Raw genomic sequence first — 19,525 nt, forward strand, 5'->3', positions numbered from 1 at the left:
ATGTCAAACCCAATATACATAAGCCTTTAAATGCGGCATTCTGCCACAGCCAAACTTGACGAACTAAGGTGTCTTTATTAGTAACCGCAATCCTGCTAACATTTACCAATAGGAGACTGTGTTTGTGAGCCATTTTTCAATCATGTTGGTGCCTGATACTGGGCAAACCAAAACATACCGTTTAAGCAAGATGAGGTTACGCCTTGTAATCTTGTCAGCTCTCCTATTGCTTTCTTTCGGTTTTCTAGGCATTTACGGTATTTTTTCGAACTACAAACTTCGCGATAATCTCATATTATCACAAACAACCATACAAAAAGAACGGCAACGGTTTGCCCAATTAAAGTCCGACTTTGAAACACAATTAAAAGAAGAAGAAGACAAAATGTCAGTGTACGCGCGCTCTTTAGGGCAAATGCAAGCCCGCCTATCGCGGCTGGACTCCTTAGGCAAACGCTTGGTTGAAGCAACCCCAGCACTGGCAAAATCTGAGTTTAACTTTGATGTGCAACCAGCTTTTGGAGGGCCACGCATACCCGATGAAAATCATACAGCAGACATCCAACTGTTTGACCAAGTGAAATATATTGATGCACAAATATCATCGCTCAACACACAACTCATGGCAGTGGATTATATACTTCAAGATAATATTGACGAAAAAAATGCGCGCCCACACACATGGCCAAGTGAAGGTGGCTGGTTAAGTTCATATTTTGGAATTCGTACGGATCCATTCACTGGAAAAAAAGCTATGCACCGTGGTATTGATATTGCCAACCGCTTAGGCGCACCTGTATTGGCGGGTAGCCGCGGCATTGTTGTCTATGCAGGCAAGATGAAAGGTTATGGTTACCTCGTAGAAATTGAACATGGTTATGGTTTCCGCACCCGTTACGGACACATGTCAGCCATCACCATTACTGTGGGTGATGTTGTCGAAGCTGGGCAAATGGTAGGTCGTGTTGGTTCATCTGGGCGTTCTACAGGACCACACCTTCACTATGAAGTACGCCGCAATAGCCAAGCATTAAACCCTGAAAAGTTCATCCCTAGAAGTTAAAAAAATCCTTATATTCGATCGCGGATCAAAACACTACAAAACGTATGAAATTCCTGCTTATCAAACCAAATAAGCACTTTATTACGTAAACACACAACGTAAGTGATACCTCTAAGTTGTGGAGACACAACATCAACCAAACTAGTCATAAAAAAACTGAAACTAAAAACAAATACACATAAAAAAAGGTGCCAGCTTTTCAACTGGCACCTTTCTTAAATAGGACTTAAACTTAAAGTGCGGGTTATGCTGCTTTTACAACTTTACCTGAACGTAAGCAGCTTGAACATACACGAATTTTCTTCGTATTGCTACCAACAACTGCACGAACATTATGCAAGTTTGGTAGAAAACGACGACGTGTCGTATTATGAGCATGACTCACATTATTGCCACTCATAGGGCCTTTATCACAAATTTCACAACGCTTTGCCATGATAAACCTCCAGTAAAACCGAGCCGCACTTTAATCAGGCTTTGCAAGATTACAAGCACTAAATTTTATTCGCTAGATATCATAGACGCACAGCACTACAAACGGCAATATATCGCCATGTTTGGAATACAACGCGCCATCATACTTGCTGCAGGTAAAGGTACACGTTTGAAAACCTTTACCCAACATAAGCCCAAAGCCTTAATGCTTATCGCAGGTGAACCTGCCATTGCTCGTGTTATTCGCCATTTGGTCAGCAATGGCATCCACGACATCGCCATTAATGTACACCACCATGCAAGGCAAATTCAAGAGTACATCGGTCATGGCGCAAAGTTTAATGCCAATATATATTATTCATATGAAGAGCAACTCCTCGATTCAGGTGGTGGCGCACGCACCGCACTTGATTTATTACCCTCTGGTGAAACAGTTTTGATTCACAATACTGATATTATGGCACATACAAACATACAAGACCTCGAACAAACCTGCCCTGCACAAGGCTGTGCCTTGGCACTTGTGCCCAACCCAAAACACAATACCCAAGGTGACTTTTCATTGCAAAACGGTTTGGTTTCAACAGCGCAACCTACGCCTTATACCTTTTCAGGTGTATCCGTTTGGCGTGATGAAGCTTTGTTAACATACCCAAGTCAGACCAAATTCTCACTGCTTGAGCCCATGCGTGAGCAAATTGAAAAACAACATTGCACAGGCATGGTTCATCGTGGACACTGGTTTGATATTGGTCGACCACGCGACCTCATCCAAGCCCATTTCTATTATAGCCAAGAGGCATTATGATATTACACCCCCAACTTAAACAAGATTGTTTCATACTCGGGCAATTTGATTTGTGTTTATTATTGCTTATCAATGATAGCCAATACCCTTGGTTTATCTTGGTGCCGCAACGTGAGAATATTTCCGAGATTCATCACTTGCCACCCCATGAGCAGCAACAACTCATCATAGAATCTTCCTTACTTGCCACCGCTATTGAACAAGCATTTCAAGCAGATAAAATCAACATTGCAGCCCTTGGTAATATGGTTCCCCAATTGCATATTCATCATATAGCACGCTATAAAAATGATATCGCTTGGCCCAAGCCTGTTTGGGGTGTGCACCCCACTATTGCTTATCGTGATGATGAGCATGATATTGTCATTCAACACATCAAAGCCCATTTACCCACACTAAAAGAGGTTAAAAAATAACATGGATATTGCCGCAATTTTACACAACATCAGCATTTGGGCTTTGCCCGTATTACTGGCGATTGTTTTGCATGAATACGCCCACGGTTGGGTTGCAAACAAACTTGGCGATGATACCGCGCGTTGGATGGGTAGGTTAACACTCAACCCTATCAGCCATATCGATCCCATTGGCACCATACTTATCCCCGTTGCCTTATTGATTGTGGGCGCACCTTTCTTGTTTGGTTACGCTAAACCTGTACCCATCAACTTCAATAAGTTGCGCAACCCTAAACGCGACATGGTATGGGTTGCCCTTGCAGGACCACTCACCAACCTTGCACTTGCGCTCATATCCACGCTTATACTTTGGATTGCATTTCACATGCCTGATGGTTCTCGTTGGTTTTCTGAGCCTTTGGCGATGATGTGTCAGGCAAGCATCCTTATCAACGTTGTATTGTTTATCTTTAACCTCATTCCTCTACCACCCTTAGATGGCGGGCGTGTTGCCGTAGGCTTACTACCAGGTCCTTGGGCATATCAACTTTCCCGCCTTGAGCCGTATGGCTTTTTTATCATCATTGGTTTATTGATGTTGGGCGTATTTCAGACCGTGCTTGGACCAATCATTTTCGGTTTAAGTAAAGCTTTGGTGACTTTAGCCCTTTAATTCATACCATTCGTCTCATGGCAATTTTGAACAAACGTGCACGGCACGAATACCACATCCTTGAAACCTACGAAGCAGGCATGATTTTAACTGGTCCTGAAGTGAAATCCATACGCGCTGGGCAGGCCAACCTCAAGGAAGCCCATTGCGTGATTCGCAATGACAAACTGTTGTTAATTGGTTGTCATATCAGCCCTTACAAACCTGCATCGCGCAACAATCCCGTTGACCCTGCGCGCACCAAAGAACTTTTACTGCGCAAAAAAGAAATTGAAAAACTCATTGGTAAATTAAAAGAGAAAGGGCTGACATTGGTTCCCCTCAAAATCTATTTTAATGAACGTGGTTATGCCAAAATTGAAATTGGATTAGCACGCGGTAAAAAATTGTATGACAAGCGGCAAGACAGCAAAGAGCGCGATGTCAAACGCGACTTGCAACGCAAATATAAAATGTAAACAAACCTCCTCTTGCCCTAGATTTAAACTAGAGCAAGAAGAAAGCGCGGCGTTTTCTGCTCGTAAATGAGTACATTCGACGTAGCTATGGTTTAAATCTAGGAGCAAGAGATATGAAAGTATTGGTCATTGGCGGCGGCGGACGCGAACACGCATTGTGTTGGAAACTCAATCGTTCTGAATCTGTGAGCGAAGTGATTTGTGCGCCAGGAAACCCAGGCATCAAACGTGAAGCACGTTGTATCAATATTGGTGCAGAAGATATTGATGGTTTGATGAAACTTGCCCGTGAAGAAAAACCAAAACTTATTGTTGTTGGCCCTGAAGTGCCTTTGGTTTTAGGTTTGGCTGATAAACTTCGTGCTGAAGGTTTTGCTGTATATGGTCCCGACCAAGCTGCCGCAGAGTTGGAAGGCAGTAAGTCATTCTCCAAAGCTTTGATGGATGAAGCGGGTGTTCCCACCGCATTTTTTGAAACCCATACCGACCCTGAGCAAGCTGCCGCTTACATTCGTAAAATCGGCGCACCTATTGTGATTAAAGCATCGGGTTTGGCAGCGGGTAAAGGTGTGATTATCGCCCAAACCGAAGAAGAAGCCATTGAAGCAAGCAATGATATGCTGTCTGGCAACAGCTTTGGTGATGCGGGTTCGCAAGTAGTGATTGAAGAATTTTTAGAGGGTGAAGAAGCCTCATGTTTATTCATCGTGTCAGGTGATACGATTTTACCCTTGGCATCATCCCAAGACCACAAAGCCTTATTGGATGGCGACCAAGGCCCTAACACAGGCGGCATGGGCGCATACAGCCCTGCACCGTGCGTCACAAGCGAAGTCGAGCAAGAAGTATTAAACACCATTGCCAAACCCATTATTGCCGCCCTTAAAACACGCGGTGCCAATTTTATCGGAACTTTGTATGCTGGTGTGATGTTAACGGACAAAGGCATCAAAACCTTAGAGTTTAACGTGCGTTTTGGTGACCCTGAATGTCAGCCATTGATGAGCCGCCTTAAATCTGATTTGGGTGAAGTCTTGCTTGCTGCTGCGGAATCACGTTTAGGCGGTGTGAAGCTTGAATGGGACGATAAAAAAGCATTGTGCGTCGTTGTCTCCTCAGACGGCTACCCCGCAAACTTCGAAACAGGACAAGTTATCGGCGGGCTTGATGCCGTTGAAACCGCAGGCACAACCGTGTTCCATGCAGGCACTGCCGAACAAAATGGTTCTATCATCAATAGTGGTGGTCGTGTGCTTGGCGTAACAGCTTTAGGCAACACCGTGCAAGAAGCCCAACAAACAGTCTACAAAGCCTTAGAAAACCTTGACTGGCAAGGTGGTTTCTACCGCAAAGATATTGGTTATCGCGCCATTAAAAGAGAGCAAAACTCCTAGTCGAATTTTTATGTTTGACAGCGCGAATTTGAACACCATACTTCGCCGCGTTGAAAGACAATGCGCCTATAGCTCAGTTGGTAGAGTAGCGGACTTTTAATCCGTGGGCCCTTGGTTCGAGTCCAAGTGGGCGCACCATATAAAACAAGGGGTTACGAAAGTAGCCCCTTTTTTTATGCTTCCATATGTGTCATATCTGTGCCAACGCGCATAACTTCATCAGCTTATAACTCGTAATTTAATTGCCACAAAAAAAGACACTCCTAAGAGTGCCTCACTTAACTTTCTCTAACCACAGCAGTACTTCACTTCATTTCCTTGGCAAAGAAGGCCGTGGCTTTTTTTAGGATGTCACGCTCCATACGTAAGCGTTTGTTATCTGCTTTTAATCGAGCAAGTTCAGCTTGTTCGGGTGTCATATGACCTTTGCTGGGAAAGGCATGTTCTCCGTTCTTTTCCCGTTCAATCTTCCAGCGACTCAACATGTTGTAGTTAATACCAAGGTTGCGAGAGGCTTCGGCTATCGAATAGCCTTGCTCAAGTATTAAATCAACTGCTTCTCGCTTGAATTCCTGCGTATATGTCGTTCGTTTCCTCTGACTCATGGGTAATCTCCTAAGTTTGGATTATTACCCTTTTCTAATCCTATACAATCACTAGACCACTACACAATGGGTGGTCGCGTTGTTTTATACTGGTTAATGGCGTTTTGCACTGCTTGTTTAAATTCAGATTTAAGCTCTAAAGTGGCAACGGGCAAGCCATTCACAAACAACACCAAATCAATGCGTCATTTCTTAGCTCTTGCACCCGTTTCAGCCTCGTATTCATCCGTTGCCCAAGGTGAATATACAAGCTCTGGCACAACTCTTAATCGGTTTTTCTCATATCGCGCTAAAGTATCAGGGTTTAAATCATGTTCAGGTTTGAACTGGCAAAGGTTAAAGCGCGTGCCTCTATCTTTGATGGGGTGGCGAAGTACGCCAAGCGTGCCAAAGGTTCGTATTTCTTTATGGGCTGCATTGGGGTCAGCTTTATCCAGTTGTTGGGCAACACGTCCTACGAATTTTTGTTCAGGATTATTGGGGTAAAGCTTACAGTATTTCTTCCATTGCTCTGCTTGCGTATCTTGCACAAAACCAAGCAAGTCTTCCTCATACAAGGCAAGCTCACGATTATAGTTTTCAGGCTTGCCGAGCAGCCAACCATTCGCCACCAATTGCCTAATCATATCATTCTGAAATGTTAATTCGTTCGCCTTGCCCATAATACCTACTCCCCTTCCTCAAACACAAGCCAACCCTTCACGACATATTATTGATTTCATCTTCCAAACCTTTCAATGTTTGTATCATCTCATCAAATGGAGGGTAAGCACCAAAGAACATGTTTTGCATGCCAATATAATCACTTTTCAATGTTTTTAGCACATGCTCAGTAGGAATCAGCTTTAAAGTACCAGGCACAGCAGTTTCATAGTGCGACCAACCACTGGGATAAAAACGCATTTTGAAAGCAACCACATTTGCAAGCTGCTCCATTGAGGCTAAGGCTTCATCTTTCACATCAGAGTTCGCCATCATTGCCAAATCATAATAATGCCGTGAATAACGCGCAGGCTGAACCTTACCTTTAGGTCTATGTGCTTCTTGATGAAGTATCGTCACTTTCTCCCAAAAAGTGCGCTCAGCTTTGATTGCTTTAACTTGGCAACCTGCGTGGTCAAACACATCAGGAAATACTTCTGCTGCATAGGGTTGAATCGTATATTTATCCGATGGAAACCAAGATGCCAATGGCCCAATTTCTAACCTTATTTCAGGTCTAAGATATTCATCAGAAAATGCGGCAGGGTATTGAATATTGATGACATGCGAATCATCCTCAGCGATAACACATGAGCATACTGGTGAAATTACACTCCTCACCATTGTTAACAAATCACCTGCAATATAAACCTGAGTATTTTTGTTGGTGGCTTTATTAAACTTGTCCTGCTTAGATTTTGAGCGTTCATCATTGGGGTCTTCACCCGATACAATTCGCCAATCAAGAATCAAATCAATATCTTCAGAAAAGCGTTCAATCAAGTGAAACACTTTGGATAAACTCGTGCCACCCTTAAACATCAATTGCTTTGCAAGCTCATCATGTGCAAATATTTTAGAAAGCGACCAACACACCCAGAAATCTTTCTCAACTACAGCAGCCGACATATTCTTCTGAGCAGCCGTTTCAGAAAACAGCTCTTTACGCTCTTCAAGCGAAAGCAGGGCAACCTTATCCATCAGCTTCCTTCCTTGCAGATGCGTTTGATAGCATCGTAAATCCAGCCTGTTGCAGTGACCGTCTCTTTAAGCACCTTCTTACGCACCTTGGCATCAAGACGCTCTTTTAAAGTAGTGATAACATGCTCATCAATACGCTCCTTACCCAAAGCTTTCAATGCTTGCACAACCAACCCACTTTCACGGGTTTTAAAACCGATTTCTTTCAAAGCTGACTTTTTAAACTCTAAGGTAAATGTATCTAAAATTGCATAACTACGGCTAGGTCCATCCGATAAATATATAGCACGACCGGGAACCTGCGTGGAAAGCCCTAATAAGTTTAAAGCCGCATCACCTGTAGGTTGAATGCGCCAGTTAAACTTACGTGCAAATGCTTGGGCTACCTGATCATAATCAGGGCTAAGGTTTTGTTTGAGTAGTTCGCTGTATTTAGGGTAATCATAAATCCCACGATAAATGCGGCGGATTGTTCCTTGCTTCGTAAGCTTTGAAAGTGCTTTATCAATATTTGTGCGTGAGAAGTCACCCGCGAAATCATTCGGGCTAAATGACCAACCCCTTCCGCGACCATATATTCTTGAAACTATTTTATCTTCAATGCTTTGCATGATTATCACCAAAATATTTTTTCAGAAAAATAAGGTACTTCTTCTGAATTTATAAAGCAAGAATTTAAGAGAAAATGCCAGCCCAAACATTCACATCAATGCGAAAAGCAATACCTGACCTGGCAGCTCTCTCATATTATCTTTTGGTAATCTTCGGACCAATATACACAATATTAATATTTGCACCTTTTTGCTCTGGCCAAGCAAAATGAATTCTTAATTGAGGTATTTTAACTTTACCATGCAAAGGACAAAGCTCTTTACTTCCATTGGGTAAAGTGAAGGACAACTCATTCTTGAACTTTACTTTTTCATCAGATGATGAGTCTGAAAAACACGCTTTATCACCCTTATTCGTTCTTTTACCTGCCTTATCAAAACATTGGGCATATTCGTCCAGAACTTTTAGAAGAACTACAATCCTAGTACATGCTCCCGACACAAAAGGCTGAGGCTGCAATGGACTAAATGCATCCCCTGTGAAAGTAAGGTGTTTGCATTCTTGCTGCATCCTTTTCTCAAGTGTTTCCCATGATTGTATGGGGGCTTGAATACTACTTAGGTAGTTGGATAGGCTTTCATCCTCCCAATGGTTACTGACTGAAAGTAGCTCACCTGAAGTGCTATCACCATAGATATACTCAACATTGATTGGGGAGTATAGCCATGAAGAAGGGCTAAAGCTTACAAGTGATGACTCTTTACGTTCAAAAATTCGATATGCTGATTGACATCCTTAGTTTGCATATAACTCTATTATCGGCATATTTCGCCGACCACAGATAGTATCTGTAAACTAAAGATGCAAAAAAATCAAAGAAATGAATTATTCAGGAAAAAGGGTTCTTTTGATTCAAGCGTAAAACACACATGTGTTTCCATCAAATATACCTGCAATGACATACTCATGGCTGCTTATCTTTGGTGGTTAGTGTGCTTGCTTGGTGTTTCTTTTCCTAGTTGTGAGGGGTAACAGCAGTATCCAAGCCTAAACATTGAAGTACGTGTAGTGTTTTACCCAGTTCTATGGCTTGTTTTCCATTCTCTAAATCAGAAATAAAGCGCATACTCACGCTGCTAAGTGCTGCAAGTTCAGCTTGCATTACTTGCTGCTCTTTTCGGCACGCACGCACCAAACCACCCAACTTCTCAGTTGTTTGAATATTCCCGTACGGTAGCTCTAAGCATGAAACCATGGATAAGCAATAAATTCATTACCGTTTGGGAATATCCCAAGGAAAATAAACACGTTTAACGTACTGTCATATACGCCCGAATATTGTCTGCTGATTCTGCTAAACCTTTGAATATGGACTCTGCTACTGGTTGCGGAAAACTTACTGGCAACATTGCTTCCACACCTGCCAACACCTTAGGCGTTGTCACTAAAATCTCGTCAATCATTTCACCCACTTCATCACCCAAGCCAACTTTATCTGCAACATCAAAAAAATGTCTCGGTGAAACATCTTTCAGTTTGTAATGCTTGTTTTTAGTGCGAAACGCCATGGCCAACTTTGCATCATGCCAACTCAAGCGACCAGAGCCTTCGCCCATGATTGGCCAAGCCGACAACACATCGTAAATGGGTGTCATGCGATACATCCCATCCTTCTCATGAAAAAAGCTAAAGTTTTTGGCATGACCATCCGTTGCCGCAAGCATCCAGAAAAGAACCTGTGCTTTAAAGAAATGAACCCTGTCTTGCTTGGACAACCACGAGCCGCGCAACAGCTTCAGTATATCAACCATACCAGGACCACCGTCTGCCTCATACTTCAGCGATGGTGGTTTCCCTAATGCCTGACACATATCCTCTTGCGGCAAGCGTAACCAGTATTGACCATCCCCAGCAAGCTTGCGATCAAAGCGTTCCACCACCAATACTTTGCTATCACCAAATTGAGCTATCTCAGATGAGGCAATAGGTATATCATAAGCATTCATAATTTTTGAGCATAGCCATTCATTTTCAACGGATGTGCTCATATCCGCACGCATATTGCCCACCAAACCAAGTGGTAGCTTAAATATATGTGTTGTGGGGGTCGCCCCCAAAGGCAAGCACCATTGATTGTTATGCCAAGTCAGCGCCGTTTTTTCTTGAGCACCCGCAATAGAAATACGAAAATCATCATGGCTGTCAGAACCCATAGGCTTATGAACAACGGCATGAAGCTGCTTTTCAACTTCCTTTTCAGAAAGCGGGGTCACTTGGATACGATTCCAGCCTGTAGGCTCTTCACCCGCTGGAAGCAGTTGGATGGCTCCCACACAATCACGCCCAATCTCTGCAAGCAGTGCAAAAGGAGACCTATCTTTGGTCGTAAACTTCTGTTGAATCCTTTGACGAATGGCTTCGCTGTCTGGCAATAAATTATCAAAATAATGTTCAACCACATCACCCGTGAAAGCTGAGTTACCAGGTTTAAAGGGCATAGATAAAGATAACACCCGCCGAGATGGATGGGTCAGCCATGATTCTGCATATTGAAATTGCTGTGGTTTGTTTTTGGAAACCAGCCAAGTGCCCACCAACACACCATTCATCCATACATTCAAGGCTTGTCGGTTTTGCGTTTTGCGTTGTATTACCATGATTCTGTATCGGTTGCGATGTCATCACCGTCTGTATGACGCTCACGCACAATCAAGTCCATATCCAATTCAGCAAGAATATCCACAATACGCCCAAAATTCACTTTCTCAGGGTGCGCCTCATTTCTAGCATATACTCGCTGAGATACACCAAGCTTTTTGCCCATTTTTTCTTGGGTCAAGCCAAGGCTTTTTCGCTTGCTCTTAAGTATATCGGAGAGCTGGGTTGCTGTAGAAATTTTGTATGCCATATCTTCACCTCAAGACAAACCTTAGAACGATTAAGGTCTAAAGTAAATATAGACCTTAAAAGGTCTTATATGCAAATAGAATATATTTAGTCTAAACAATGCTAAATGCGCAAAGCAAGACCCGACCTCTCAGTCTCACGACCCCTCAATCTCTTGAAACAAAAAAGGTGCCTTAAAAAAGCAAGCCGTTTACTTGTTGAGTTGAAAAGCATACCTTGTATGTAATTACCCATAATGAAAACAGTCACTTAGCTCAAAGAAGCTTGGAACTAAATATTTCCCCAAGTCTAAAATGAGTGTAAGTATTTGAAATCATTTTAGACTTATTAGTTATACACAGTCAGTTTCAACACGTTAAGTAAACGGCTTGTTAAAAAAGACACCCTTTCAAACTAGCCAAGGATATACACCCATCACTCCATCATCATATCTTTAATGCCATAAAGGTTAAAATCTAATGGATTCTCAAAATCACCGTCTTTAATACGCTTTTCCATCGCAGGCATATGCGGACGAAGGGATGCCATCACAGGCACGGCAGGGTTATTCTTCTGCCATTCCGCATCTGACCACATGCCATCAACGCGCCTCTTCACCCACTTACGCGGGTCACTAAGCCCTTCTGATAACTAAAGCCTTTGCAATGTCTGCCAACGCCTTGGATGCCGCTGGTGCATTAAAGTTAGGGTCATTCATCATTTCAGATAAACCCCTAAGCTTAGGTGCCTTCTCTTTGGCAACCAAGTCAGAGCCTCGTACAGACTCAACCCACCATTCAGCCCATGCAATCAAGTGTAAGTTAAACACCCGCTTTTGCTCAAGGCTAGTCTTTGAGGCATCGCGCAAGTCTGGACGCATTTCAGCGTAGATTTCGAAAAAAACTGATCAGGGCCGTCTGACTTCTTGCTTTCTAACCATGCTTTATAGTCTTCTGCTAGGGGTTCGGATTTTTCAAGCCTAACTGCACACCTCTCAATAACAGCGTTTGCCTTATCAATCTCATTATTATCATAGTTTCGTTGCTTCCGCCTAGCGTGTGCGTCACCAATATCCATGCCCAGTTGAAAATGACTCATACCAATCTCCTTTTACTTATGCACCTGTTTAACTTGTGCGCTAATACCCTGATCCTGACCGCCACCCTTTGGCGTAGGGTCTTTCCCACTCTTATTACCCTTATTCGGATCCGCACTACCCCTAGCACCTGCACCTGCCGAACTTTCAGCAGAACGTGTCGCAGCACCCACGGCACCCATGATATGCTTAGACTGTGAATCATTCTCGCCCATTGAACGCGATGACCTGCCAATCCATTCAAATACCCAGTTCTTCAACTCGGCTGTCATATCGAAGCACTTCCATACTATAGGCTTTGCCAAAGATAGGTGTCAATAAATCAAGGGGTTAGGCATAGGGCATTTGCATTACGATACCATTGCAGTCATTGGAAGTGTGACTTTAGTCGCGCCCGAGGCAATGCTTGCGCGACTAAAGTCGCGCTTCCAGATTGTGTTAATGCGATTGCCCTAGCGTTAGGCGGCAATCACAGATATTTTTTAGGCGATACTGTAAGTCACAGATACTCGGTGTGCCTCACCTGCTTCAAGCGCAACTGTATTCTCTGCTGCATTGCCACTTTCCACACATACCATATTGAGGAATGCGTTGTCGCCGCCCAAATCACCCATGGCTTTGCATTTGTCTAACCAAGGATTCCATACAATGCTGGATTGGCTGCCTTGCTTGGTAATGCGAATGCTTCGCTGCAAGGCTTTATCCTGAATCATAATATCTTGCGTTTGATGGATATAAATCCTGTCCACTTCTCCGCTAAATTGAACCGTACCTTGCTGAGTTTGACGCTGATAAGCTTGTAATTTATCCAAGCATTCACAGCCATCCAAGCCGTGAATTTCAATGTCTCGCACGTCTTGTATTTGAAAATACGTGTGCAGGGCTTCGCTAAGTTGAATCGATGATTTGCTTTGATTGGTTGTGGTTAAAGTTATCGTTAAGCGATGACCAAAAACCACCTTGATTTCCGCTGGTGTATCGTAAGCCCATTGTGGTGTTCGTGTGTCGGATAAATGCATCACCACTTCTATCTCACCACCTGATAATTCAGCCGTGCTTATCAGCTCCCAGTCTGCGGTGCGCGCAAAACCATGGGCTGCGTATGTAGATTCTGTTTCATGGTCGCCAAACCACGGCCAACAAATCGGAATACCGCCACGAATGGACTTACCCTTCTCCAGCTTGGCATCAGGCGATAACCACAAAACAGGCGCTTCACCTTTGGGCTGCCACGTCATCACGTGTGCGCCTTGCAATGCCATGCTTGCCGAGCAAAGCTTTGTATTGATGTCCAAGATATTTAGACCATATTCAGACACTCGAACCTGAGTATATTTATCGCTGATACACTGTTGTAAAGCTTGCAAAGATTGCGGCATCATGTCTCCTGATTAACTGGGATATAAGTCAGGAAGGCTATGCTTCTGCTTATTGTTTTTTGCCTCACCATGCAACAATGATGCAATCGCATCCCATAGTTGTTGCCCAGACCATACACTCGATGCTGATGCGGCATACAAGTGTCTTTCCAAGTCTGCAATAGCAGCATCCAAGGCTTGCGACTGCCCCTTGAGTTTCGCCAAATATTGGATGTTCTCATCCTTAAAGTATGCAGCACCCCATGCTGGCAACAGCTTCATTGCTTGTTTCGCATCATCACCCTGACATGCTTGTTTGAGTGCTTTTTCTACACTGGAAAGTTTAATGGAAACATCTGGCTCACTGACTTGCTGTTTGCTTGCAGCTCGTTTGCGTGTTGATGCCCACCACAAGCCTAACGTGACAAGCCATAATCCCGCCAACCCCCAAGCAACCCATTGCCAAAAGCTTGATGGCTGGGCTTGAACTTGCTGTGGCACTTCTTCCACCGAAGTTTCAGGCACATTATTTTGTGCTGGTGTCGCAGCAGGTGGTTGCGCTGCTACGCCTTTCCCTTGTTGCCCCACCGCAGGTAATACCTCTATCTCACGCCCTGCAATGATGACATGTTGAATACTCTGGGTTTGGGTGTTCCACCATGCCACCCGAATTTCTGGCAGCCATAGTTTACCTGCTTGGGTTGGCATCATGGCAACTTTTTCACGACGAATACCCAATATATTCCCATCTTTCACCTGCATATCCAACTCTGGTTTATCGGGGTAAAGCTTAAACCCTTGCACCGATTTATCTTGCAACAAGCTTGGCAACTGCGCTGCCGTCAAACCTTCTGCCTGCAATTCAATCACCCGCGTAAATGGCTCACCCACCCGATAAGTGGGTACAGGATCATCCAGCCATTGCTCTTGTAGGGCCAGCGATTTGGCAGGCAGCCACAGCCCACCCTTCCATGTATTGGGTTTGGGTTGCACGTGCAGGGTCAGCGGCTCACTACGCAAACGAATCGAACGCCCTTGACTAAACATACTTCGACCATTGCTTATCACCCCATCCATCTGCACCGCAGGAATGGTGATATCGCCTGCTTTTTGTGGAAAAACGGCATATTTTCGCTCATTGATAATCACCCTTCGCCCATCCACCACAGCTTCATAATTGTGGTCATCCCCCATGCGCTGCACAATAGCATCAGGAATATCAGGCTCACTCAAATCCGCTTGCGACAAGTTCACAGCCCGTATCAATTTAATGGTTAACACCGTTTGCGCTTGCACCCATATATCGTGGTCGGACAAAGAGGATTCCAACCAAATTTTACGCGCTGACTTGGGTTGGCTTTGCGCGCTTATCACCTTCAACATCAGGGCATGCGTTTTGGCTTGACCCACTTGAATCCCAGGCACTTGCACCATGCCCTCTCGCTTAGGCATCAAACCATACGTCCATGTTTTACTGCTCTTCATGCTGCCATTGATAAAGCTGTAATTGCTGCTCTGGCTTTGCCCCAAAATATCAAAGTCTTGTTTTAAGGGCGTTATATCTGGCTCACCACCGGCATCGCCCACGACTGTAATGGTCAACTGCACCGACTCACCATAAGGCACAATATATTGATTCAGCTCTGCGCTCACCTCGGCAGATGCCGTTTGCACAGCAGCAAACAACGCCAACATCAAACTCACATACCATTTTACCATGCCTGACCTCGCTGCGGCACTTGTCCTGCTTGCCGCTGATATTGATATAAGAATTTACGCCGCAGCAACCCTGACGGGTCATCGGGCACACGACGCAAGGTTTGCTCAAATGCCTGCTGCGCCTCACTTTTAGGCTGCTCATCCGATACTAAGGCTTGCGCCTGCTTATCTTTTTCTTTGGCATCACCTTGGTCTTGATTCATCTGTGCAGCCTTGGTTGGTTTACCTTCTTTGTCTTGGTTGTTCTTGCTATTACTAGACTGCTGCTGTGCTTGTTGTTGGTCTTGCCCCTGTTTTCCCTGCTGACCTTGCTGTGCTTGTTGTTGTTCCTCAGTCTTGCCTTGCTGACTTTTATCCTTTTGTTCTTGTTGCTTCTTCTGAGATTGACCACCATCACCTTGCTTTGAGTCACCCTGTTTTTCGCTGTCTTGTTTCTTATCTTCGTCCTTATCTTGCTGCTGTTCTTGTTGTTCTTTCAGTTTCTCAACCAGTGTTTTATTGGCTTGGGCATCGGCATGATTGGGGTTAAGTTTTAAGGTTTGTTGATATGCGGCAATGGCTTCATCCAACTTACCCACGCGCGCCAAGGCATTGCCATAATTATACCAATCATCGGCTTGTGGCTGTTTCATTTGCTTAAATGCAGCAACTGCCGCTTGGTAATCCTGATTACGGTATGCAGCCGCAGCTTTCCATGCTGGATTTTCAAAGGTTTGATACGCTTTGGCATAATCCTTTTGCTGCATCAAAGCTTGCGCTTGTTGGTCAGGTGTTTGCCATAAATCTTGCCACACACCAGCATCTGACGGAGCAGGCTGCCAAAGCATAAAACACAGCATCAACAGCGCACCACGGCGAAACATCAATACCAACAAAGGTATCACCAAGAGCAATAACCAATGCCCTTCTTCTTGCCAAACATCAAACCTGGCATCCGTTTGTGGTTTGCTGGCTTGAAGGCGCTCTTGCACAGAAGGTTGTGTCAACATGGTGATATCCGAATCATCAATGCTTAAGCGATGGTATGCACCCTGTCCAAGCAATGCCAAATGTTGCAAGCGTTGTTCATCCAACTTGGCAATCACCATGCGCCCCGAAGCATCGCTGATAAAGCCCCCGCCAGCTTGCGGAATGGGTGCGCCATCGAGTGTGCCTACGCCAATCACATGGATATGAAACCCTGCTTGCGTGACTTGCTTAACCATAGACTCAGAATAAATATCCGAGTCAGTAAGCAGCAAAATATTGCCACGCTGCATGGATGCTTGCACAAACATCTGCTTGGCTTTGACAAGCCCTGCATCTATATCGCCACCTTGCACAGGCATAATATCCGTGGTCAAACCTTGAAGCTGGGATAAAATCGTTGCGTTATCATCGGTGAGTGGTGTTACCACAAAGGCTGAACCTGCAAACACCACCAATGCCGTTTGCCCTTCTTTGCGCTGATGCAAAAGGTCGGTCAGCTTTTGTTTGGCGCGGGTTAAGCGGTCGGGTTTGATGTCTTGTGCGTTCATGGATGCGGATAAGTCCAACAGCACCACCAAGGCAGAGTCTTGGCTGTAAATCGGCTGTGGCAGCTTTTGCCATACAGGCCCTGCCAATGCCCCTACCATCAAGATAAGCAGCATGGCTAAACCCAAAATGTTTGATTTGGATGCTGCGCGAGCTTGCCCTACCTGCAAATATGCCAACAGCTCAGGGGCAACCAGCTTTTGCCATGCCCCCATACCAGCTTGTTGATTGCGAGCATACAACAATGCCAAAGCAGGAATCAGCAACAACCACATCCAAGGGCGCAAAAAATGAAAATTATGAAGAAAATCCATCATTACCCCCACTTCCTTAAACCAAGTATAAGCAACAACAAAACAAAACTTATGAGCAGTGGATACATCAACAATACACGCACAGGGCGGAATGTTTTGCTATCCCTAGCCACAGGTTCCAACTTATCAATGAGGCTATAAATCTGCTGCAAACCTTGCGTATCCTTGGCTCTGAAATATTTGCCACCCGTCTCATCAGCAATGTTTTGTAGCATGGCTTCATCCAAATCGGCAGAAGGATTCACCATTTGTGTGCCAAAAAATGAGCGCACAGCCATTCTATCTGCACCCATGCCAATAGTATAAATGCGTAAGTCTATTTTCTTTGCCAATTTCACCGCTTCTTCAGGCTTGAGTGCGCCTGCGGTATTCACCCCATCGGTGAGTAAAATCAATACCAAATCCGATGCATTTTTTACATGCTGCAAGCGTTTGACTGCCAGACCAATAGCATCACCAATCGCGGTTTCTTTGCCCGCTAAACCAATGGCTGCTTCACTTAAAAATTGATTCACTGTTTTGCGGTCAAACGTCAGTGGCGTTTGTAAGTATGCTTGGGCACCAAACAAAATCAGCCCCACACGATCGCCTTCTCGCCGTGTTATAAAGTCGCTGGCGATGACTTTGGTGGCGGTCAATCTGTCCACAGACTGCCCCGAAAGCTCAAAATCTTGGGTTTGCATACTGCCCGACAAATCAATCGCCAACATCAAATCTCTACCGCTTCGTGACAACTCCACAGGTTCGCCCAACCATTGCGGACGCGCCACTGCCAACAGCAAAAACAACCATGCCAGCCACAAAAGAAATCTATACTTACGATGTTGATGATGGCTGGTTTGGCTTTGACTTATCGCTTTTAAGTCATCGGCAAAGGGTACAAATAAACCCGCTTGCACCACCTCATCTTCTTGCTTTGCCGCAAACCATCGTTGCACCAGCCAAGGCAAGGGCAAAAGCAATAACATCCACCACCATACAAACTCAAACATGATGTTTGACCGCCTTAGGGAAGTTCTGAATAAGTCTGGATGCAGTAGATTGTATTTCAGGGCATACAAAATCAAGGCGTGAGTTGCATGGAATAGCAAGGCTATTGCTCAAACTCACAACGCAGAGTTTGGGTGTACTGGATACAATATATACGTTCATGACTTGTTCAGAACTTCCTTAAGCCATGCTTGAACCAAGTCACACAAAGCTTGAGCTTGCTGCTCACTCATCACCCCATCGGGTTGATATGCGCCATGCAACAACATATCCGCAAACGGTTGCTCAGAAAATGAAGATGTAGCTTTGTCTTGCCAAACTTGATCTAAGAATTTAAGCCAATCTTCACCAATCAAACCTGCAACTGACTGCTTGGGGAAAACCGTTAGTGCCACTCGACGTAGCAATGTATTGATGTCCGCCGCCAATTGTTGTGTTTGTTGATGTCTTGCATAGGCATCACAAATGCGTTGGTACTCAGTATGTATGGTATGTTGGAGCATGCGTTGCTTACGCCATGTTTGCCACTTGCGCCATAACTTGGGCATCACAAACCATAACGCTGCCACTGCAAGTGCCAGCAGTATCCACCAACCGATTGCCCAGTCCCACCAAGGGCTAGGCGCAGGTAAATGAATATCTTTAAGTTGCTGCAACGGGTCTTGGTTCATCGTAGTCGCAGCCTTTGCGCAAGCGTATCAGCGATAGCATCATCGGTGTGCAGTGTGATATGTGTGATACCATATTGGGTTTGCAATTCATCCAACTTGGCTTGATGGGCTTCAAAACTTGCTTGCCATTGCTGGCGAAGCTGCGGTGTGGCTTGAATCTGAAAATACTGTTTGCCGTCAAACACAGGATATGTACCCGACTTGGGAAAGCTTTGCTCCAATGGATCCACCACAGAAATCAGCACCACATCATTATGCCTTGCCAATTGTACTAAATCGGCAATGGCTTGCTTATTTAACCCACGAAAATCACTCAAGATATAAATCAGACTACCGTGTTTACTGGTATAACGCAGCTTACGCGTCAGCGCATCCAAAGCGGCTTGAATCGCCGTTTGTGTTCTATGTTGCCAAGCAGGATGTTGGCTACATTGATGTAACAATGCCAACACACCTCGCTTACCACGCATGGGTTTGATTTCAGCATGCGACTCACCTGAAAAAATCATCCCTCCTAAGCGGTCACCATGCCCAATACCATGCCATGCCAACAATGCCGCCGCCTGTGTTGCCACCACCGATTTTAATGCGCCTTGGGTCGCAAAAAACATACTGTTGCGATAGTCCAAACACACCAACACGGGGCGTTCCCGCTCTTCTCGATACAACTTTACATGAGTCACACCTTTGCGTGCTGTCACCTTCCAATCAATGCTACCCACATCATCACCGGGCTGATACACACGCACTTCATCAAACTCCATGCCTCGCCCACGTAAGCGAGACACATGCGCACCGCTCATGGCTGCGCGAATATATTTGCGCCGCACTGCCCATGATGCAGCTTGATGCTGCATGGCAATCAGTTCAGATAATTTAATATGGGTGGCAGACATGATTTATTCGG

25 protein-coding genes, 1 tRNA gene and 1 pseudogene are annotated in these 19,525 nt (G+C 44.8%); 7 read left to right on the forward strand and 20 right to left on the reverse strand.

Annotation, left to right across the window (positions count from 1 at the left end):
* Positions 1-124: 124 nt before the first annotated feature.
* Positions 125-1,063, forward strand: a complete 939-nt coding sequence (locus tag DM09_RS08005; protein ID WP_232507786.1) for a M23 family metallopeptidase — start codon at positions 125-127, stop codon at positions 1,061-1,063.
* Positions 1,064-1,307: 244 nt separating this feature from the next.
* On the opposite strand, the gene rpmB is transcribed toward DM09_RS08005, so the two are convergent.
* Positions 1,308-1,499 carry a 50S ribosomal protein L28 gene (gene rpmB / locus DM09_RS08010; RefSeq protein WP_038249651.1) on the reverse strand — a complete coding sequence of 64 codons (192 nt, stop codon included), beginning with the start codon at positions 1,497-1,499 and terminating at the stop codon, positions 1,308-1,310.
* A 117-nt stretch (positions 1,500-1,616) separates the two neighbouring features.
* On the opposite strand from rpmB, the gene DM09_RS08015 reads away from it, so the two are divergent.
* From DM09_RS08015 to DM09_RS08040, 6 genes are all read left to right on the forward strand, one after another.
* A complete protein-coding gene (locus DM09_RS08015) occupies positions 1,617-2,306 on the forward strand; it encodes a nucleotidyltransferase family protein (RefSeq protein WP_038249654.1) in 690 nt (229 codons plus the stop codon).
* Positions 2,303-2,722: an HIT family protein gene (locus DM09_RS08020; protein ID WP_038249659.1), complete on the forward strand. Its 420-nt coding sequence runs from the start codon at positions 2,303-2,305 to the stop codon at positions 2,720-2,722. Before DM09_RS08015 ends, DM09_RS08020 begins: the two co-directional genes overlap by 4 nt.
* Before the next feature lies 1 nt (position 2,723).
* Positions 2,724-3,377, forward strand: a complete 654-nt coding sequence (locus DM09_RS08025) for a site-2 protease family protein (protein WP_038249662.1) — start codon at positions 2,724-2,726, stop codon at positions 3,375-3,377.
* Between the two features lie 17 nt (positions 3,378-3,394).
* Complete coding sequence (gene smpB / locus DM09_RS08030; RefSeq protein ID WP_038249665.1) at positions 3,395-3,835, forward strand: SsrA-binding protein SmpB; 441 nt, start codon at positions 3,395-3,397, stop codon at positions 3,833-3,835.
* 113 nt (positions 3,836-3,948) lie between these two features.
* Positions 3,949-5,229 (forward strand): phosphoribosylamine--glycine ligase, encoded by a 1,281-nt coding sequence (purD, locus tag DM09_RS08035; protein WP_038249668.1) that lies wholly within the window; start codon positions 3,949-3,951, stop codon positions 5,227-5,229.
* A gap of 62 nt (positions 5,230-5,291) precedes the next feature.
* Positions 5,292-5,367 (forward strand) — tRNA-Lys (locus tag DM09_RS08040).
* Between the two features lie 167 nt (positions 5,368-5,534).
* On the opposite strand, the gene DM09_RS08045 is transcribed toward DM09_RS08040, so the two are convergent.
* The 19 genes and pseudogenes from DM09_RS08045 to DM09_RS08125 form a co-directional block, all read right to left on the reverse strand.
* Positions 5,535-5,834 carry an IS3 family transposase gene (locus tag DM09_RS08045; RefSeq protein ID WP_038249671.1) on the reverse strand — a complete coding sequence of 100 codons (300 nt, stop codon included), beginning with the start codon at positions 5,832-5,834 and terminating at the stop codon, positions 5,535-5,537.
* Between the two features lie 68 nt (positions 5,835-5,902).
* Positions 5,903-6,496, reverse strand: a pseudogene (locus DM09_RS08050) (type I restriction endonuclease); the annotation flags it as partial.
* Positions 6,497-6,533: 37 nt separating this feature from the next.
* On the reverse strand, positions 6,534-7,517 hold the full coding sequence (locus DM09_RS08055; protein WP_038249675.1) for a nucleotidyl transferase AbiEii/AbiGii toxin family protein: 984 nt from the start codon (positions 7,515-7,517) through the stop codon (positions 6,534-6,536).
* On the reverse strand, positions 7,517-8,128 hold the full coding sequence (locus DM09_RS08060) for a DUF6088 family protein (protein WP_038249677.1): 612 nt from the start codon (positions 8,126-8,128) through the stop codon (positions 7,517-7,519). The genes DM09_RS08055 and DM09_RS08060 overlap by 1 nt, the downstream gene beginning before the upstream one ends.
* 136 nt (positions 8,129-8,264) lie before the next feature.
* Positions 8,265-8,639 (reverse strand): hypothetical protein, encoded by a 375-nt coding sequence (locus tag DM09_RS08065; protein ID WP_051938309.1) that lies wholly within the window; start codon positions 8,637-8,639, stop codon positions 8,265-8,267.
* Positions 8,640-9,084: 445 nt separating this feature from the next.
* On the reverse strand, positions 9,085-9,324 hold the full coding sequence (locus DM09_RS08070) for a helix-turn-helix domain-containing protein (RefSeq protein WP_038249680.1): 240 nt from the start codon (positions 9,322-9,324) through the stop codon (positions 9,085-9,087).
* Positions 9,325-9,379: 55 nt separating this feature from the next.
* The gene (locus DM09_RS08075; protein WP_038249682.1) at positions 9,380-10,726 is read right to left on the reverse strand and encodes a type II toxin-antitoxin system HipA family toxin; all 1,347 of its coding nucleotides are present in this window, start codon (positions 10,724-10,726) and stop codon (positions 9,380-9,382) included.
* The gene (locus DM09_RS08080; protein WP_051938310.1) at positions 10,720-10,977 is read right to left on the reverse strand and encodes a helix-turn-helix domain-containing protein; all 258 of its coding nucleotides are present in this window, start codon (positions 10,975-10,977) and stop codon (positions 10,720-10,722) included. Before DM09_RS08080 ends, DM09_RS08075 begins: the two co-directional genes overlap by 7 nt.
* Positions 10,978-11,390: 413 nt before the next feature.
* The gene (locus DM09_RS11600) at positions 11,391-11,573 is read right to left on the reverse strand and encodes a hypothetical protein (RefSeq protein ID WP_157753666.1); all 183 of its coding nucleotides are present in this window, start codon (positions 11,571-11,573) and stop codon (positions 11,391-11,393) included.
* Between the two features lie 16 nt (positions 11,574-11,589).
* Positions 11,590-11,784 carry a hypothetical protein gene (locus tag DM09_RS08085; RefSeq protein ID WP_157753668.1) on the reverse strand — a complete coding sequence of 65 codons (195 nt, stop codon included), beginning with the start codon at positions 11,782-11,784 and terminating at the stop codon, positions 11,590-11,592.
* Positions 11,766-12,053, reverse strand: coding sequence for a hypothetical protein (locus tag DM09_RS08090; protein WP_038249686.1), 288 nt, complete (start codon positions 12,051-12,053; stop codon positions 11,766-11,768). The genes DM09_RS08085 and DM09_RS08090 overlap by 19 nt, the downstream gene beginning before the upstream one ends.
* Positions 12,054-12,065: 12 nt before the next feature.
* Positions 12,066-12,323: a hypothetical protein gene (locus DM09_RS08095; protein ID WP_038249689.1), complete on the reverse strand. Its 258-nt coding sequence runs from the start codon at positions 12,321-12,323 to the stop codon at positions 12,066-12,068.
* A gap of 210 nt (positions 12,324-12,533) precedes the next feature.
* Positions 12,534-13,430, reverse strand: coding sequence for a D-hexose-6-phosphate mutarotase (locus DM09_RS08100; protein ID WP_038249691.1), 897 nt, complete (start codon positions 13,428-13,430; stop codon positions 12,534-12,536).
* Positions 13,431-13,442: 12 nt separating this feature from the next.
* Positions 13,443-15,128: a BatD family protein gene (locus tag DM09_RS08105; RefSeq protein WP_051938311.1), complete on the reverse strand. Its 1,686-nt coding sequence runs from the start codon at positions 15,126-15,128 to the stop codon at positions 13,443-13,445.
* Positions 15,122-16,960 (reverse strand): VWA domain-containing protein, encoded by a 1,839-nt coding sequence (locus DM09_RS08110; protein ID WP_051938312.1) that lies wholly within the window; start codon positions 16,958-16,960, stop codon positions 15,122-15,124. The genes DM09_RS08105 and DM09_RS08110 overlap by 7 nt, the downstream gene beginning before the upstream one ends.
* Positions 16,960-17,949 carry a vWA domain-containing protein gene (locus DM09_RS08115; protein WP_038249692.1) on the reverse strand — a complete coding sequence of 330 codons (990 nt, stop codon included), beginning with the start codon at positions 17,947-17,949 and terminating at the stop codon, positions 16,960-16,962. The genes DM09_RS08110 and DM09_RS08115 overlap by 1 nt, the downstream gene beginning before the upstream one ends.
* The gene (locus DM09_RS11605; RefSeq protein ID WP_157753670.1) at positions 17,942-18,109 is read right to left on the reverse strand and encodes a hypothetical protein; all 168 of its coding nucleotides are present in this window, start codon (positions 18,107-18,109) and stop codon (positions 17,942-17,944) included. Before DM09_RS11605 ends, DM09_RS08115 begins: the two co-directional genes overlap by 8 nt.
* The gene (locus DM09_RS08120; RefSeq protein WP_051938313.1) at positions 18,106-18,618 is read right to left on the reverse strand and encodes a DUF4381 domain-containing protein; all 513 of its coding nucleotides are present in this window, start codon (positions 18,616-18,618) and stop codon (positions 18,106-18,108) included. The genes DM09_RS11605 and DM09_RS08120 overlap by 4 nt, the downstream gene beginning before the upstream one ends.
* Positions 18,615-19,514 carry a DUF58 domain-containing protein gene (locus tag DM09_RS08125; protein ID WP_038249695.1) on the reverse strand — a complete coding sequence of 300 codons (900 nt, stop codon included), beginning with the start codon at positions 19,512-19,514 and terminating at the stop codon, positions 18,615-18,617. Before DM09_RS08125 ends, DM09_RS08120 begins: the two co-directional genes overlap by 4 nt.
* Between the last annotated feature and the right edge of the window lie 11 nt (positions 19,515-19,525).

This window comes from Ghiorsea bivora (assembly GCF_000744415.1).
GTDB classification, from domain to species: Bacteria; Pseudomonadota; Zetaproteobacteria; order Mariprofundales; family Mariprofundaceae; genus Ghiorsea; species Ghiorsea bivora.